General features: G+C 37.6%; 16 protein-coding genes. 14 read left to right on the top strand and 2 right to left on the bottom strand.

What is annotated here, in order from left to right; translation table 11 throughout:
* Window positions 1–104 precede the first annotated feature (104 nt).
* From D8M04_RS08835 to D8M04_RS08855, 5 genes are all read left to right on the top strand, one after another.
* The gene (locus D8M04_RS08835; RefSeq protein WP_121522560.1) at window positions 105–1,856 is read left to right on the top strand and encodes an ABC transporter ATP-binding protein; all 1,752 of its coding nucleotides are present in this window, start codon (window positions 105–107) and stop codon (window positions 1,854–1,856) included.
* On the top strand, window positions 1,853–3,889 hold the full coding sequence (locus tag D8M04_RS08840; RefSeq protein WP_121522561.1) for an ABC transporter ATP-binding protein: 2,037 nt from the start codon (window positions 1,853–1,855) through the stop codon (window positions 3,887–3,889). Before D8M04_RS08835 ends, D8M04_RS08840 begins: the two co-directional genes overlap by 4 nt.
* Window positions 3,890–4,044: 155 nt before the next feature.
* Window positions 4,045–4,866 (top strand): S1C family serine protease, encoded by an 822-nt coding sequence (locus D8M04_RS08845; protein WP_121522562.1) that lies wholly within the window; start codon window positions 4,045–4,047, stop codon window positions 4,864–4,866.
* Between the two features lie 307 nt (window positions 4,867–5,173).
* Window positions 5,174–5,899 carry an RNA polymerase sigma-I factor gene (gene sigI, locus D8M04_RS08850; protein ID WP_425464020.1) on the top strand — a complete coding sequence of 242 codons (726 nt, stop codon included), beginning with the start codon at window positions 5,174–5,176 and terminating at the stop codon, window positions 5,897–5,899.
* Entirely contained in the window at window positions 5,896–7,122 is a 1,227-nt protein-coding gene (locus tag D8M04_RS08855) for an anti-sigma-I factor RsgI family protein (RefSeq protein ID WP_121522563.1), read from the top strand. The genes sigI and D8M04_RS08855 overlap by 4 nt, the downstream gene beginning before the upstream one ends.
* A gap of 42 nt (window positions 7,123–7,164) precedes the next feature.
* Here the strand turns inward: D8M04_RS08855 and D8M04_RS08860 are convergent, their stop codons facing one another.
* The gene (locus D8M04_RS08860; RefSeq protein ID WP_121522564.1) at window positions 7,165–7,398 is read right to left on the bottom strand and encodes a YhdB family protein; all 234 of its coding nucleotides are present in this window, start codon (window positions 7,396–7,398) and stop codon (window positions 7,165–7,167) included.
* Window positions 7,399–7,571: 173 nt separating this feature from the next.
* Here D8M04_RS08860 and D8M04_RS08865 point away from each other — a divergent pair, with 173 nt between their 5' ends.
* The 9 genes from D8M04_RS08865 (at window position 7,572) to D8M04_RS08905 (ending at window position 15,482) form a co-directional block, all read left to right on the top strand.
* Complete coding sequence (locus tag D8M04_RS08865; RefSeq protein ID WP_121522565.1) at window positions 7,572–8,243, top strand: YhcN/YlaJ family sporulation lipoprotein; 672 nt, start codon at window positions 7,572–7,574, stop codon at window positions 8,241–8,243.
* Between the two features lie 183 nt (window positions 8,244–8,426).
* Complete coding sequence (locus tag D8M04_RS08870; protein ID WP_121522566.1) at window positions 8,427–9,068, top strand: class I SAM-dependent DNA methyltransferase; 642 nt, start codon at window positions 8,427–8,429, stop codon at window positions 9,066–9,068.
* A gap of 13 nt (window positions 9,069–9,081) precedes the next feature.
* Window positions 9,082–9,996, top strand: coding sequence for a PLP-dependent cysteine synthase family protein (locus D8M04_RS08875; protein ID WP_121522567.1), 915 nt, complete (start codon window positions 9,082–9,084; stop codon window positions 9,994–9,996).
* Window positions 9,997–10,011: 15 nt separating this feature from the next.
* On the top strand, window positions 10,012–11,145 hold the full coding sequence (locus D8M04_RS08880; RefSeq protein ID WP_121522568.1) for a bifunctional cystathionine gamma-lyase/homocysteine desulfhydrase: 1,134 nt from the start codon (window positions 10,012–10,014) through the stop codon (window positions 11,143–11,145).
* Between the two features lie 237 nt (window positions 11,146–11,382).
* A complete protein-coding gene (locus D8M04_RS08885) occupies window positions 11,383–12,750 on the top strand; it encodes a dipeptidase (protein WP_121522569.1) in 1,368 nt (455 codons plus the stop codon).
* A gap of 22 nt (window positions 12,751–12,772) precedes the next feature.
* Window positions 12,773–13,537 (top strand): (S)-benzoin forming benzil reductase, encoded by a 765-nt coding sequence (locus D8M04_RS08890; RefSeq protein WP_121522570.1) that lies wholly within the window; start codon window positions 12,773–12,775, stop codon window positions 13,535–13,537.
* 91 nt (window positions 13,538–13,628) lie between these two features.
* On the top strand, window positions 13,629–13,748 hold the full coding sequence (locus D8M04_RS08895) for a YjcZ family sporulation protein (protein WP_121522571.1): 120 nt from the start codon (window positions 13,629–13,631) through the stop codon (window positions 13,746–13,748).
* 198 nt (window positions 13,749–13,946) lie between these two features.
* Window positions 13,947–14,699, top strand: coding sequence for a type I methionyl aminopeptidase (map, locus tag D8M04_RS08900; protein ID WP_121522572.1), 753 nt, complete (start codon window positions 13,947–13,949; stop codon window positions 14,697–14,699).
* A gap of 21 nt (window positions 14,700–14,720) precedes the next feature.
* On the top strand, window positions 14,721–15,482 hold the full coding sequence (locus D8M04_RS08905) for a cobalamin-binding protein (protein ID WP_121522573.1): 762 nt from the start codon (window positions 14,721–14,723) through the stop codon (window positions 15,480–15,482).
* A gap of 506 nt (window positions 15,483–15,988) precedes the next feature.
* On the opposite strand, the gene nhaC is transcribed toward D8M04_RS08905, so the two are convergent.
* Entirely contained in the window at window positions 15,989–17,377 is a 1,389-nt protein-coding gene (gene nhaC / locus D8M04_RS08910; protein ID WP_121522574.1) for a Na+/H+ antiporter NhaC, read from the bottom strand.
* Between the last annotated feature and the right edge of the window lie 125 nt (window positions 17,378–17,502).

Here is a 17,502-nt window from a genome sequence, read left to right on the forward strand (position 1 = left end):
GGGGATTTTTCCTTCATTCTCTAAAATGCATACGTCATAGGCGTGTGCTTTTTTTGTCCCTTAAATTTTCATGGTAAAAACGAAATCGATTGGCAGGTGGAAGAATGTTTGCGGTTTTTAATAAGTTAGGTTGGTTTTTTAAACATTATTGGAAAAGGTATTTAATTGCAATCATTGCGCTTAATGTGGCGAGTGCAATTGGATTAATACCACCAAAATTAGTCGGATACACCATCGACCAAATTCAATTTGGCACCTTAACAAGTGCAATTTTAACCTCGTTAATACTTGGTTATCTCGTTCTAATTGTCGTACATTATTGTATATCTTTTTTCTGGGATTATACATTATTTGGGGGAGCTGCGATTCTGGAAAGGTGGATGCGCAGTCGTTTGATGTCACATTTTCTAAAAATGACCCCAACCTTTTTTGGGAAGCATCGAACAGGGGATCTAATGGCCAGGTCAACAAATGACTTAAAGGCTATTAGTCAAACGGCAGGATTTGGAGTCTTAACATTAGTAGATTCCAGCATTTTTATGTTTATGATTATTGCCATGATGGGTTTTACCATTAGCTGGGAGTTGACTATTGTATCCCTAATTCCATTGCCAATTATGGCAGTGGTTATGAATAAATACGGAGCAGCAATCCATGCAAGATTTACAGACGCACAGGAAGCGTTTGGAGAAATGAATAATGAAGTTTTGGAATCGATACGTGGTGTTCGTGTGCTGCGTGCATTTGTGCAGGAACGTCAAGACGCAAAGCGTTTTAAAGTAATGACAAATGACGTATACGAGAAAAATATAGAAGTGGCTAAAATAGATGCTCTATTTGAACCAACAATGAAGATATTAGTAGGGATTTCTTACACAATTGGAATTGGTTATGGTGCCTTTCTTGTTTTTCAGAACACCATGACTTTAGGAGATCTGGTTACCTTTAATGTTTACTTGGGTATGTTAATTTGGCCAATGTTCGCAGTTGGCGAACTAATCAATGTCATGCAACGAGGCAATGCTTCTCTGGACCGAGTAAATCAAACATTGGCGTATCAAGCAGATGTTCAAGATAAGAGCAATCCGACTAATTTAGAAGAAGTAGGGTCGATTATTTTTAATGAAGTGTCATTCTCTTATCCTGGTACAGAAAATGATCAGCTGAAAGGAATGACCTTGCATGTAAACAAGGGAGATACGATTGGTGTAGTAGGGAAAACAGGAGCAGGAAAAACAACTTTGTTTAAGTTATTGCTACGTCAATATCCAGGAATAAAAGGAGAAATAACGATCTCAGGTGTACCGCTAGAAGATATTGCTTTAAAACAAATCCGTTCTTGGGTTGGCTATGTTCCTCAGGACCAAATGATGTTTTCTAAAACAATACGAGAGAACATCCAATTTGGTAAGGAAGATGCAACAGATACGGAAATATATCGTGTCATGGAGCTGGCGCATTTTCTAAATGACATCAAGCAATTGCCGGATGGGCTGGATACGCAAGTTGGAGAAAGTGGCATCACCCTATCAGGAGGACAAAAGCAACGAGTAGCTTTGGCCAGAGCTTTTATTAAAGATCCTGAGATTTTAATTTTAGATGACTCTTTATCTGCAGTAGATGGAAAAACAGAAGCAAAGATTATCGAGCACCTGCGAGAGGAGCGGAAGGATAAGACGACTTTTATTGCTGCTCACCGCTTAAGTGCTGTCACACATGCAGACCATATTATTGTTTTAGAGGATGGGAAAATCGCAGAGCAAGGAACGCATGAACAATTAATGCAGTTAGATGGCTGGTATAGAAAGCAATATCAAGACCAGCAACTGGAAAAAGGGGAGGTGGAGAGCTTTTGAGAAAGCCATCAACAGAAAAGAAATTATTTAAATATGCACTCCATTATAAAAAAGGTATTTTAATTGGGCTGGCATGCTTAATCGTTGCTGTCACACTGGAACTTGCAGGGCCGTTTATAGCCATGAGGGTAATTGACAATCATATTGTCGGGGTTGAAGGCTACTGGCAGGAAGTATCAGATAACGATGATCGGGATACCGTTTCATATAATGAGGGGCATTTTAAAAGAATGGATCGAGTTACGGAAAGTGACCAGGTGATTGGGGATCCAGTAACGCTGCTTCAAGTTGGCAGGAGCTATTTTACAATAGGGGAAGAGGTGCCTTTACAAGGGAAGCGAACTGCAGAAGATAATGTGATTACCATATCTACTGCTGAAGGGGAGTCCAGTTATACAGGAGAACGCTTATCTCTGACTGAAGTCACACCGTTCTTTCAGCCAGAACAGAGGCCAATTATATATTTACTTGGGCTATATGTGCTTCTGCTTGTAATTGCCGGTTTCTTTCAGTTTTTTAAAACCTATTACCTGCAAAAGTCAGCTAATCAAATTGTAAAAAAGATGAGAAACGATTTATTTCAACATACACAACGTATTCCTATTAATTATTTTGTAGATCAGCCTGCCGGGACCATAGTAGCACGAATTACAAATGACACGGAAGCAATCCGGGACTTATATGAACGTGTTCTATCCATTATTGTTACAAGTGTTATTTATATGCTAGGAATCTTTGTCGCCTTGTTCATTCTGGATGCAAGACTCGCAACCCTCTGTTTAGCAGTTATTCCACTACTATACCTTTGGATGAAAGTCTATAAATATTTTGGAACTAAATATAATAAGGTGATTCGTAGTACAAATAGCGAAATCAATGGAAATATTAATGAAGCTGTTCAAGGGATGTCTGTTATTCAAGCGTTTAATCAAGAGAAAAGAGTAAAGGAAGACTTTGAGGTACTAAACCAACGACACTTTAAATACCAGAAAAAGCTATTGCGATTAAGTGCTTTGACTTCCTATAATCTAGTAACGGTAATAAGAAACTTAACGTTTGTTGGTTTCATTTGGTATTATGGTTCTTCATCTTTCGAATTAAGCAGTATTATCTCGATAGGAATGCTCTATGCCTTTGTTGATTATATTACTCGATTATTCGAACCTGTAACAGATATTGTAAATCAGCTGCCACTTTTAGAGCAGGCACGTGTTGCTGGAGGTCGGGTCTTTGCTTTAATGGATATTAGAGGAGAAGACGTCGTGGATGATGAAGTATCTAGATACAGCGGGAACATTCGCTTTGAAAATGTTTCCTTTGCTTATAATGATTCAGATTATGTGTTGAAGGATATATCATTTGAAGTGAGTGCTGGTCAAACGGTTGCTTTTGTAGGGCATACAGGTTCAGGGAAAAGCTCTATTATGAATTTACTATTCCGTTTTTATGATCCGCAGCAGGGTGAAATTACGATAGATGGCATGTCCACTCGTGATTGGTCCCGCCAACAGGTGAGAAGCCATATGGGTATTGTATTACAGGATCCATTTATGTTTTCTGGAACGATTTTGTCAAATGTTACCATGAATGATCCCTCTATCTCTAAGGAGCGGGCGATTCAGGCATTACAAGCAGTAGGTGCAGATCGTTTCATTGCAAAACTGCCAAACCAATATGATGAAGTGGTAACAGAGGGTGGATCTACTTTCTCATTAGGAGAAAGGCAATTAATTTCTTTCGCTCGTGCTCTCGCTTTTGATCCAGCTATCCTTATTTTAGATGAAGCAACAGCCAATATAGATACCGAGACAGAAAGTGCGATTCAGGAAGCATTAGAAGTATTAAAAAAAGGGAGAACGACATTAATTATTGCACATCGCTTATCGACGATACAGAAAGCAGATACGATTTTTGTTCTAAATCATGGTAAAATAATGGAAAGAGGAAATCATGAACAATTAATCCATGAACAAGGATTATATTATCAAATGTATCAGATGCAGCAGGGAAGTATGAAAACGGCAGTTTCTTAAAGTGAAACTTCACTCTGTTGGGGTTCTTTATCCCCACTGAGGGGGAGTTGAACGAATCGGGCATATGCTGGCTATTGTCCCCCCTATAATTTGAATAAATTTAAAATTGGGACCATACAGCCAGTTCATGCGGGATAAGTTGCGGGGTGTCATAAATGAAGGATCATGATAAAGATAACATAATTGATGAAGATTTATATGAAGAAATCGATGATGAGGAGTTATATGAACTCGTTCAAGAAGAGAAAAGGAAGGCTTTAAATAGATCAAAGGAAGCGAAAGAAGGAAAAAATACAAAACGTCCATTTCCTAACTGGGCGTTTTGGGTTATAGCGCTAGCGCTCTTTATTAATGTACTTGCTTTAATTCCACAAACCTTTTCCATTCCGGCTATCGATTTTTTAACAACCTCTGCAAGGCTGTCGGCTAATAAAGATATACAAGAATATAAAGAAGCTGTAGTCGTTATCGAAACAGAGGATAGTAAGGGGACAGGGTTTGCTTTTACCCCTGAAGGAAGAATACTGACTAATCACCATGTTATTGAGGATAAGCATTCCATTACAGTGGCTTTCCCTGAGGAAGGCTTGTTTACTGCACGTGTCATCGAACAGTATCCTGATATTGATCTGGCACTATTGCAAGTAGATGGGGAGAATTTACCCTCATTAAATTTAGCAGATTCTGATTTACAGATAGAAGAACAAGAAGCAATCTATTTTATTGGTAATCCTTTGAGATTTAATGGCATTGCCAACGAAGGAGAAGTTATTGGGCCTCTAAAGTTACCTGATTGGAAAGAAAAGGTAATCATGATCGATGCCCCCGTCTACCGAGGTAATAGTGGAAGTCCTGTCATTAATGAAAACGGAGTAGTAATTGGTATTATTTTTGCTACACTAAATCACGATACTCACGGAAAAGTAGGACTATTTGTCCCAGTCTCACTATTTAAAAAGTATCAGAGCGAGAATTAGAAATATCTCTGCAGTGTCTCTGGCTTAACAGCTTTGAGACATTTTTCTTATAAAAGTAAACTACATTTAAACAAAATGTAATCTTCTCCAATCTTTTACATGTTAGGATTAAGGAAATGCAATAATATGGGAAATCTGTCGAAATTTATGGAATGGTTAAGGTGATTTTTCATATAAAAAGAAAAAGAGGCTAAAGTATGATGTCTAATCTAAATCAAACTAATAATAAATTTACATATAATTATACACCCAAAAAGCAATTTCCTGAATCGAATATTATAGTAATCGGAGGTGTTTCCGTTTGGTAATAAGGAAATATCTTACCGAAAAAACTATTGAAGAAATGGTTCTCTTAGCTCAAAATGGAGATAAAGATACACAAGACTATCTCATTAGAAATTATCAGCCTTTTATAGCTAAGACTATTTCTGAAGTATGCAAACGATATATTGATCAAACTAGAGATGAAGAATTTAGTATCGGATTAACTGCTTTTAATGAGGCTATTTTTTCATTTAATTCTGAAAAGGGCAGCAGCTTCTTGTCATTTGCAAAGCTTGTTATTAAACGAAAGATAATTGATTACATACGGGCGAATAAGAAAATCCCTCAGGTCGTTTCCTTGGATGAAAACTATGATAATGAGCAAATGGAGAATCCAGCTGAAATCACCGTATCAAAAGAAAAATATATGGAGAAGCGGCATAGGATGGAGCTAAGAGAGGAGATTCTTGCTTATAAGGAAAAGCTTAAAGAGTATAAGTTAAGCTTAGATGAGCTTACTGTCATATCCCCTAAACATAGGGATGCTCGTGACTCTGCTGTGAAAGCTGCCCGTATTTTGTATATGGATACAGAAATGAGAAATAGTGTAGTACGTAAGAAAAAGCTGCCAATAAAGGAATTGCTGAAAAAGGTAGAGGTTAGTAAGAAAACATTAGAGCGTAATCGGAAATATATTCTTGCTATCTTTATTGTACTAAACGAAAATTATATGTACTTAAAGGAATATCTTAAGGGTGTGGGTCAGTGAAAAAAGGAATTTTAATGGAAAAAGAAAAGCACTATGCTATTTTTTTAACGAAAGAAGGCATATTTGAGAAAGGACATCCTATTTACTCGGATGCAACAATTGGAGAAGAAATGTTCTTCGAGCCATTTATAGTGAAAAAGAAATTGTACTTATCAAATTATGTGAAGTTTGTATCGATAGCAGCAATTCTTTTGATTGTGCTACTGCCTTTCTTTATTCTTACTGGGAATGATAAAACATATGCTTACATAACGGTTGATATTAATCCTAGTATTACAGTGGAAATTGACAAAGACTATAATGTACGATCTATCCAAGCCATGAATGATGATGCTGAGGTAATAACGGATGATCTAGACAATATACATTCCCAATCAGTAGATCGTTTGATTGAGCAAATATTGGATAAGAGTTTAGATTTAGGTTTTTTTAATGAAGAGAAAAATGTGCTAATCGGTGTAAGTTTTGTCAATGAAGGGAATCATAACACTTTTATAAACTATCTTGAGAATTTATTAATTGAGGAAAAAGAATGGAACTTTGCCGCTTTTGAAGTTCCGAAAGAAGTAATGGAGCAAGCGGAAGAAGAAAATATTTCTATGAACAAACTTCTAGCTACAACTTCAAATAATAATGATATTTCAATCAATAACGAAGAAAAAGCAATTATTGAATCTTTTTATGATTACTCCGAAGAGGAAGAAACTGACAAATTAGAGAAAGAACCAAAGATAGAAATGACTGAAGAAAACGGAGAAAAAAAAGCTGAAGATACTGAAGAGGAAAAGGTTGAGAAAGATAGGCAAGAAACAATCCCTCCTGCTAATAAAATTGGTATAACCGGAGAAGAGTCTCCGGTAATCATCGAGGAAAAAGATAACGAAAGACATCCAAGTGAATTAAAAGGACAAAATGGAGATATCAATAAAGAAAAAAATGGAAAAGGGAATGTAGAAGGAAATCGACCACACAAGGAAAAAAGTGAAGAAATAGAAAAAAACAAAAATGCAAGGCCTTCAAATAATAAAGATAAAGAATCTGAGCATCCTAAGAATCACAATAATGGCAAAGGCAATAATCATAATCAGGGAAATGGAAATAGCAAAGCTGATAATGGAAATAACGGTAATAACGGAAACAACGAAAATAATGGAAATAACGGTAATAACGGTAATAACGGTAATAATAGCAATAATGGAAAACCAAATAACAATAATCAATAAGAGGGGAAAAGCTATATTGCTTTTCCCTTTTTAAATCTTCCATTATATTTCCATGGTCAACGTTGGAGTTTGTTTCATGGCATGGTCAATATAATAAAGAAGGTTGTCATGATGCTCGATAATCGTCCTTTGGTCCAGCGAGTAATTGTAAGAATGAAGGAACTGCTGGATTTTCTTTGAAAGTAAATCATCATTGGTGCGTACCATTAGTACCAGCAAATCATCCCACTGTCCCCATAGTGTATAGTAAAGTGCTTTGTCATAATCTGGAATCATAGATACCCCTCCTTCAGGATAAAAGGGTTATTTCTATTGTGCCCTAGTTTTTAATAAAAGTGAAAAACATTCTTGGTCTGTTTGCCATAAAAAGGCTAAGGACATACGGCATAAAGGAAATTAACTTTTACATACTAATCTTGAAACACCTAAATAAAAAGGAGGAATTTCCATTGAAGAAAAAACTTATTACTGGTGGATTAGTTCTTGCCATATCTCTGTTCGGTTGTCAAGCTAACAATAATGATGATGATGCGGCAAGATCTAATAACAATGGGCAAAATGTAGAACAAACAAGGTTTCAAAATAACGCCGGTGAAGGTAATGCAAATCGCTGGGATTATATGATGGACCGTAATGCAGATAGGCTGCAAACAGATCGAGATAATGATGGAAGAAACATGAACAATGTAGATCGTGTGAACAACAACGAGAATAGATACAATGTTGATAAAGAAGCAGCAGATAGAATAGTGAATCAGGTTCAGGGAATAAAAACAGCATATGTCCTAACAACTGATAATAATGCTTATGTTGCTGCAGAACGGGACAATGATAACAATAACAATAACAATGACAATGATAACAATAACAATAACAATGACAATGATAACCAAAATAGAAACGATAATAATGATGAACTGTCAGATGAAATGAAAAATGAAATAGGGGATATTGTTCGTTCTGTTGATAATAATATTGACAATGTATATGTTTCGACAAATCCGGATTTCTTCAATTTGACTAATAATTACGTGGAAGATGTTCATCAAGGAAGACCTGTAGAAGGATTCTTTGATCAATTCGGCAATATGGTACAGCGTATTTTCCCACAAAATAGATAATATGAGGTGTCATCAAAAGCTATGCTTTTGGTGGCTTTTTTTAATTATTTGGTACTGTAAGAATCAAATGAATTCCCTTTAACCAACTTAGTAAAACAGAAGGAACAAAGGAAACCAAAACGTCATATAATTTATATTAATGCTATAAATATACTTGGAATTAAATTGGATGGAGTGAAAAGGATGGGATTAGAATTTATTGATATCTTTGAAGGCTGGGCGGAGGATTATGATAAAAGTGTGCAGGGTCTGAATCCCGAATATAAACGCGTTTTCGAGAATTACGAAGAGATATTGAATGAAGTAGTAAGGTTATCTAAAGGAACGGTGATGGAGTTTGGGGTCGGCACAGGGAATTTAACACAACGGTTATTGCATGCTGGCCATTCTGTAATAGGGATAGAGCCATCTAAAGCGATGCGTGATATAGCAAACAAAAAAATACCTGGTGTATCCATATCTAAAGGAGACTTTCTTGATTTCCCAAAACCGGATTACCCGGTTCAAACCATAGTAAGTACTTATGCCTTTCATCATTTAAAGGACAGTGAAAAGGAACAAGCAATAAGACTTTATAGTAAGCTATTAGATCCACATGGGAGAATTGTTTTTGGTGATACGATGTTTATTACAAAGGAAGCAAAAACAGCTATGATCCAGCAGGCGCATAAACTAGGTTATAAGAATTTAGCGGATGACCTTAAACGAGAATATTATACGACAAAAGATATACTCGAAGAATTATTTAAAAAGTATCATTTCAAGGTTTCGTTTAAACAGATGAATGATTTTGTTTGGATATTGTTTGCTGAAAAACAAGCTTAAAAGGAGAATCATGATGACTATTTATCATTCCATTCAAGAGATAATCGGTCATACACCATTACTGGAAATTACTCAATTTGACATTCCAAAGGAGGTCCATCTGTACGCTAAGCTGGAGTATCTTAATCCGGGGGGGAGCATTAAAGACCGTTTGGGTGTAGCCTTAGTTGAGGAGGCCATGAAAAAAGGGCTATTAAAAGCGGGAGGAACGATTATTGAACCAACAGCAGGTAATACAGGAATTGGTTTAGCTCTTGCTGCTAAACACAAAAATGTATCTGTTGTCTTTTGTGTACCAAATCAATTTAGTAAAGAAAAACAGGATCTAATGAAAGCACTAGGAGCGATTATTGTCCCAACGCCTGAAGAAGAAGGAATGCGTGGGGCAATTGCCAAGGCAAAGGAATTGTTAAATGAAATCCCCAATAGCTACTCTCCCCAACAATTTATAAATCCAACCAATCCAAAAACGTATTATGACACACTTGGTCCAGAGATATGGGATGATTTAAAGCCTGGTGTTGATGTATTTATAGCGGGTGCTGGCTCAGGTGGAACCTTTACTGGTACGGCTAAGTACCTTAAAGAAAAAAATAAGAATATAAAAACGATCATTGTAGAGCCTCAAGGCTCCATTCTAGGTGGAGGAAAGGCTGGCCCCCATCGAACGGAAGGGATTGGCATGGAATTTATCCCAGAGTTTATGAATCCACCGTTACATGATGAAGTGTACACCGTCTCAGATGAGAATGCTTTTTCGATGGTACAGCTGCTTGCTGAAAAAGAAGGCTTGTTAATAGGAAGCTCCTCTGGTGCTGTCATGTATGCTGCACTGGAAGAAGCAAAGCATGCGAAGCAAGGAACTAATATTGTTACTGTTTTTCCAGACGGCAGTGATCGTTACTTGAGTAAAAATATTTATGGATGATAGGAGGAAAAGAAATTGCGAAAAAAAACGAAGATGATTCATAGTGGAATCACCATGGATCAGAAAACTGGTGCATTGTCTGTTCCCATATATCAGGTAAGTACTTACAAACAGGATAGAGCTGGAGAGCATCGGGGTTATGAATATTCGCGAACAGGTAACCCGACAAGGCATGCCCTTGAAACGATTATCGCTGAGTTAGAAGGAGGAAAGGCGGGTTTTGCATTTGGTTCAGGAATGGCCGCTATTACTTCTGTAATGATGATGCTTGATGCAAACGACCATATTATTGTAACGGATGATATTTATGGTGGATCCTATCGTTTAATGACAAACATTTTAAATCGCTATCACATCCATCATAATTTTGTTAATACGACAAAACTAGAAGAAGTAGAGGCAAATATAAAAGATAATACAAAAGCGATCTTTATAGAAACACCAACAAATCCCTTGTTGAAAGTTACAGATATACAAGCAATGGCGAGAATTGCTAAGAAGCATAATCTATTATTAATCGTTGATAATACGTTTGCAACACCTTATCTGCAGCAGCCATTAGAGCTGGGAGCTGATATCGTATTGCATAGCGCAACCAAATATATTGGCGGACATAGTGATGTCGTCGCAGGACTAGTAGTCGTGAAAACGGAAGAGCATGCAAACAGACTTCATTATATCCAAAATGCAGTAGGAGCGATTCTAGGGCCGCAGGATGCATGGTTACTGATGCGCGGTATAAAAACGTTAGCTCTCAGGATGGAAGCAATTGAAGGGAATACAAGAAAAATTGCGTCGTTTTTAGAAAGTCATAAAGACATTAAGCATCTCTATTATCCAGGTTTAAAACATCACCCTGGCCATGAAATAGCAAAAACACAAGCTGCAGGATTTGGTGGAATGCTTTCTTTTGATGTTGGAAGTGGAGAAAAAGCAGACAAAATTTTGCAGAAGGTAAAGTTCTTCACGCTGGCAGAAAGCCTTGGAGCGGTTGAAAGTCTCATATCATTGCCAGCCAAAATGACGCATGCATCTATACCAAAGGAAAGAAGAGCCCAATTGGGAATAAGTGATGGACTGCTTCGTCTATCTGTTGGGATTGAGGATGTGGAAGATTTATTGGAGGATTTACAATCTGCATTAGAATAAAAGATGCCAAGTTTTATGGCATCTTTTTTATACTTGGTATTACGTTTGGGAGGCGAATTATGCAGTTAAGGAGTAGTTAATGGTCCTATTAAAAGTCACTTCTTAAGAGAGGGAGTTCCCTCTATTGCCTCTTTCCCTAAAAGATGAGCAAAAGCGTATTTCTTATTAGAATGACAACTAATGGAAGTCAGGGAAAAGAAATGCTAAAATATGTATATTCGAGAAGGGGGAATAGTGATGAGTGCAGTTTTAGCCTATTTAAAAGAGAATAGGGATCAACTTCTTAATAAACTAACAGATTTTCTAACTATACCTAGTATAAGCACAGATAGTATACATAAACAAGATGTTCAAAAAGCAGCTGATTTCGTTGTTCGTTATTTAAAAGAAATCGGATTTGAAAATGTAGATAAGCAAGAGACGAAGGGCCATCCTCTTGTTTATGCAGAATACAACGGCGCTGGGGAAGAAGCCCCAACTGTATTATTCTACGGTCATTACGACGTGCAGCCAGTCGATCCAATTGACGAGTGGACAAGTGATCCATTTAAGCCGGAAATAAGAGATGAACGTATTTATGCTCGTGGTGCAAGCGATGATAAGGGACAAGTCTTTATGCATCTAGCGGTTTTTGAAGCCTATATGAAAACAGAAGGCAAGCTTCCTATTAATGTAAAGGTATGTATTGAAGGTGAAGAAGAGATTGGAAGTGAACACCTTTATGAAGTTCTGCAATCAGATAAAGAACGATTTCATGCTGATTTTGCTGTTATTTCAGATTCGGGAATGGTGGCGGCGAACCAGCCAACCATTCTTTATGGATTAAAGGGTTTTACTGGTATCGAAGTGAAAGTAACTGGGCCAGATCATGACTTACATTCTGGAATATATGGAGGGGCAGTACGAAATCCGATTACGGCTTTAAGTCATATTTTAGCCTCTATGAAAAATGAAGAGGAAGTCATCACGGTAGAAGGATTTTACGACGATGTTGAACCTTTATCTGACGAAGAAAGAAAGTTAATCTCTGAGGTTCCTAGTGAAGATTACAGAAATTCAACGGGTATACCTGAAACCGTATCTGAGCAGGGATATACACCTCAAGAACATACGATGGGAAGGCCTACGTTTGAAATTAACGGAATATACGGTGGGTATCAGGGAGAGGGTACAAAGACGATTATTCCTTCCACAGCGACAGCAAAAATAACTTGTCGTATAGTTCCAGGACAGAATCCAAATAAAATACAAGATCTATTAGAGAAACATATTATGAAGGCAGCACCAGCAGGGGTAAAGGTTGAAGTGAAAAAAGAGAAACTTTCTGCACGAGCATACAAGGTAGAACCAAGTAACCCGCTGATTAAAGTAGCTGCAGAAAGCTATACAAAAGCCTTTGGTAAAGAAACCGTTTATATTCGTATGGGTGGTTCCATTCCAGTTGTAGAGTGGATCGAAGCAATTTATAATATACCGATTGTGTTATTGGGATTTGGTACTCCAGAGGATAGACTTCACTCGCCAAATGAAAGCTTTCCTTTAGATAGCTTTGATAAAGGAATGGAAACGCTCGTATATTACTGGGAGAAATTAGGACAAAAATAATGAACGATGGGGGGAACCAAATTTGTTAAAAATTGCCATTATTACCGGAGTATCGAAAGGCTTAGGAGAAGCAATAGCGAGCCTATTACTTGAGTCGGGTGTAGCTGTATATGGGATATCAAGAAGTAATAGCTTTAAGCTCTCTGAGATTGCAAAAGAGAATAATCAGATCTATCAGCATTATCCTTGTGACCTTACTGTTTCAGAAGAAGTAGAAGAGACGTTTCAGAAAGTGATGCATGATATTTCATTAATTGAGAAGGAACCAGAAATGATTTATCTCATCAACAATGCAGCAACTGTAGAGCCAATGGATCAGGCGATAAATACAAAGAGTCGGGACATTATGCGCCATGTTCAGCTCAATACGATAACCCCAATGATTCTCACCAATCAGCTTCTGAAAACTGCGACAGAACAGCAGATACCTTCTATTTCGGTTGTTATTACTTCTGGGGCTGCTGAAAGACCAATCTCAGGCTGGAGCGCCTATTGTGCGACAAAGGCAAGTATGAACATGTATACGAAGGTCGTGGCTTTAGAACAAGAAGAAATGCAGACTGAAAATAAAGTGATTGCTTTTAATCCTGGTGTGATGGATACGGAAATGCAGGAAATCATTCGCTCCAGCAATAAAGAAGCATTCACGGATGTCGAGCACTATAAGAATCTAAAAGAAAAGAATGCATTAAAGAATCCAAAAATCGTTGCTGGTGTGTTAATCGATATTATTAATGATGAAGCTGTAGTGAATGGTGAAATTTATAATGTCAAAGAATATCTATAGACTTGTCCAGAAAAAATATGGGTAAACGCCCTCTCATTATTGTTGTGATAGGCATACAGTAATGTAGCCTTAATAATAAGGAGGGAATGTTATGAGTAAAGTTGGTGGATTTGGCTACGGCTCTGGTTTCGCACTGCTAGTCGTGCTATTTATCTTATTAATCATCATCGGTACTGCATACACTGGCGGTTACGGTGGCGGGTACTGGTAATATAAGGAGAAAAAATACAGTGGGATTCTCACTGTATTTTTTTAATTTCTTAAAGGTCGGAGAGAAACAATGCTGAATGCTGTGTTTCTACATTCTTGCTATATTTATGGTAAAATAAAGATTACTATGTATTGATTTTTAACGTCGGGTAGTATATATAGTATAACGTATTAGTGTGCATTAGAGAGGAAGATGAAATTGATCACTCGTAAAAGTAAACGGGAAATTGAAAAAATGCAAGCAGCAGGCGATTTGCTTGTTCAAACACATAAAGAGATTGCAAAAATGATTAAGCCTGGAATTACAACGAAGGAAATCGATACCTTTGTAGAAGAATTCTTAGCAAAGCATGGTGCTACACCAGAGCAAAAAGGATATAATGGTTATCCTTATGCAATATGTGCTTCTGTAAATGATGAAATCTGTCATGGATTTCCTAGCGACACACCACTAAAAAATGGAGATATTGTAACTATTGACATGGTTGTAAATTTAGATGGTGGTCTAGCTGATTCTGCGTGGTCTTATGCAGTGGGAGAAGTGGACGCTGTTGGGAAGCGTCTAATGGAAGTTACGAAGAATGCTTTATACAAAGGAATTGAGCAAGCGCAGGTTGGAAATCGAATTGGTGACATCGGCCATGCTATTCAATCCTATGCAGAAGGTGAGGGCTTCTCTGTCGTACGTGATTTCACTGGTCATGGGATTGGACCAACCATTCATGAGGAACCGCACATTCCTCATTTTGGACTTCCGAATAAAGGTTTACGTTTAAAGGAAGGTATGGTAATTACTATTGAGCCAATGATTAATGAAGGAGATTGGCAAAGTAAAATGGATCAAAACAACTGGACAGCAAGAACAGTTGATGGAGGTCGTTCCGTCCAATACGAACACACCCTTGTTATTACAAAAGATGGTCCATTATTAATAACTGATCAAGATAAATAACTTTTAGGGAGTGGAGTTATCTTGCGTGTCGTATCCATATGTCCAAGCAATACCGAAATACTTGCTTACTTAGATATGACAGAGGTGCTAGTGGGTGTAGATAATTATTCTGATTGGCCAGCTATGGTGGAAACCTTGCCTAAAGTAGGTCCTGACTTATCGATTGATATGGACAAAGTAGAGGCATTGCAGCCGGATTTAATATTAGCGTCACTAAGTGTACCCGGAATGGAAAAAAATATCGAGGGTTTAGAAGAAAGAAAGCTCCCTTACATCATTCTTAATCCTAATACTCTTCATGAAATCGCTGAAGATATCCGAAAAGTAGGAGAAGCAATCGGTATAAAAGAGGAAGCGAATCGTAAAGCGGAGCTGTTTTTAAAAGAGATCGAGTCCTTACGAATAAAAGCGGAGAATAAAAGAGAAAAGCTGAGACTTTACTGGGAATGGTGGCCAAAGCCCATTTTTACCCCAGGATCAGTAAATTGGCTAACTGAAATCAGTCAACTTGCCGGAGCAGAAAATATTTTTGCTACAGAAAAGGTCGCAAGTTTTAAAACGGATTGGGATGAAGTTAAAAGACGAAATCCAGACCATATATGTATGGTCTGGGTAGGTGTAAAAGAGGAAAAAATGAAACCGGAATTAGTGATAAATCGACCTGGATGGAAAAATATGAAAGCTATTCAAGAAGGGAATATTCACGTATTAGAAGAGTCCTTATATTGCAGACCCTCGCCAAGATTATTGGAAGGACTAAGGAAACTAGTGGACATTATATAAACACCAAAGAAGAGGGAAATCGTTTTATACAACGGGCTCTCTTTTCACGTTTGAAAGGCTATAATCTACACGTTCACTCATCAAGCGAATGAGAGTCAAGAAAGTGGACTCACCAATTATACGGTCACTCTCCCATAAAGCGTACAGAAAAAGCAGATTGAGAACGAACACTTCCAATCTGCTTTTTCATTGTCTAGGAAATTATAAAAATGAACGACCTGTGGATATTTCTTATCATTAAGAAAAGCCACGTCCGGCTCCAGCGCCCAGCAACTAGCAGATCTTTTGGTGGGACGAGCATTGCGCAGTCCCAAACTTCACACTCCTCCACTACGATAAGTCAACATCGACTCAGTCATAGGTTGCGCCGACTAAAACCGGCTTCCGCCAACGTCGGCGTACCCCATAAAGGGGCATGTTTCCTTTATCTCATTGCGGAGCGCTCCAGTTTGTACGTTGTTAAACGGGCGCTTGCGCCTTTGTTCTATTCATCTTAAATAAGAATCCTATTGGATTGCTTCTTCCTTCTTTTTACTTACCTTTCTGCCACTAAATAGCACTGTAATAATCGGACTAAGCAAGCAGAAAAACGCGAACGGCAAGTACTCCATAACAGAAACACCTAATACATTTGCTATAAATACACCACATACACTCCAAGGAACGAGGGGATTAATTACTGTACCAGCATCTTCTAAAGTTCTTGCTAATGCTTTATTTGGAAGTCCAGCATTTTGATAAACACTTTTAAAGGTTTCTCCAGTAAGTAAAATCGATAAATATTGCTCCCCAATTATCACATTAATTCCTATAGCAGTAGTTGCTGTAGAAATAGTCGCCTTTCGAGCTGTTTTGATTTTTTCCTGGATAGAAGCTAGTAAGCTAGGAATAACACCTGTTACGAATAATAATCCTCCAAAGCTTAACGCCAAAATAACGAGTGAAATCGTGAAGAGCATACTATTCATGCCACCTTTGGTCAATAGTTCATTGACAGGTTCAAAGGTAGTTTCACCAACATATCCATTGAACCAAGCTGACCAAAGTTCTGTTCCGGTAAAATGATTCATGCTCCAAGCAATGAATGTCCCGGCTAAGCTGCTCAAGGTTAAAGAAATAAATGCTGGTACGCGGAGAATCGTACAAACAATTAAAATAATCAATGGTATCCAGGAAGCTAAATGAATTAAATTAGTAGCTTCTAGTGCCGCTTGATACATAGCTATTTGTTCAAGAGAATCACTTGTTTGCGCCGGTGAAAGAATCACAAAAACGATAAAAGAAATAATAAATGCAGGGATGGTCGTTAGGCTAATATGCTTAATATGGTCAAATAAATCTACACCGACAATAGCGGAAGCCAGATTTGTGGTATCAGATAAAGGAGACATTTTATCCCCAAAGAATGCTCCAGAAACAATTGCTCCAGCTGTGATGGCAAGGGAAGCATCCATCGCATCCGCCATTCCAATAAACGCTATACCAATTGTTGCGGTAGTAGTTAAAGAGCTTCCTAAAGATACTCCAATAATCGAAGTAACTACAAATACGATGGCATAGAACCACGTACCGTTCACTAAATAGAATCCCGTATTTATTAAAGTTGGAATAGTTCCACTAATGATCCAGCTGCTAATAAGAATACCAATTAGAAACAAAAGGAAAACGGCACCCATTCCAGATTTAGCAGCATTTATCATTGCTTCTTCCATTTGTTTAAATGAAATTCGATGCAAGTAGCCATATCCAATAAGCAGCATGATTCCCAATAAAATTGGAATGTGGGGAACAATTTCCAGTCCGATTATGAAATATCCTATTAGTGCAATAACTAGAATTAGAATGAAAAAAGCTTCAAGAACAGATGGTTTAAATCTTGGTTGAATGGAAAACATAAAGAACCTCCTAAGCCGTAATTAAATCAAAATAAGCTTCATCCTTGAACTCAAGGACGAAGCTTACTCCGCGGTACCACCCTGATTGATGAATATGATTCATCCACTTAATAAGAAAAAATCCT

This window comes from Oceanobacillus piezotolerans (assembly GCF_003665065.1).
Classification (GTDB): Bacteria; Bacillota; Bacilli; order Bacillales; family Amphibacillaceae; genus Oceanobacillus; species Oceanobacillus piezotolerans.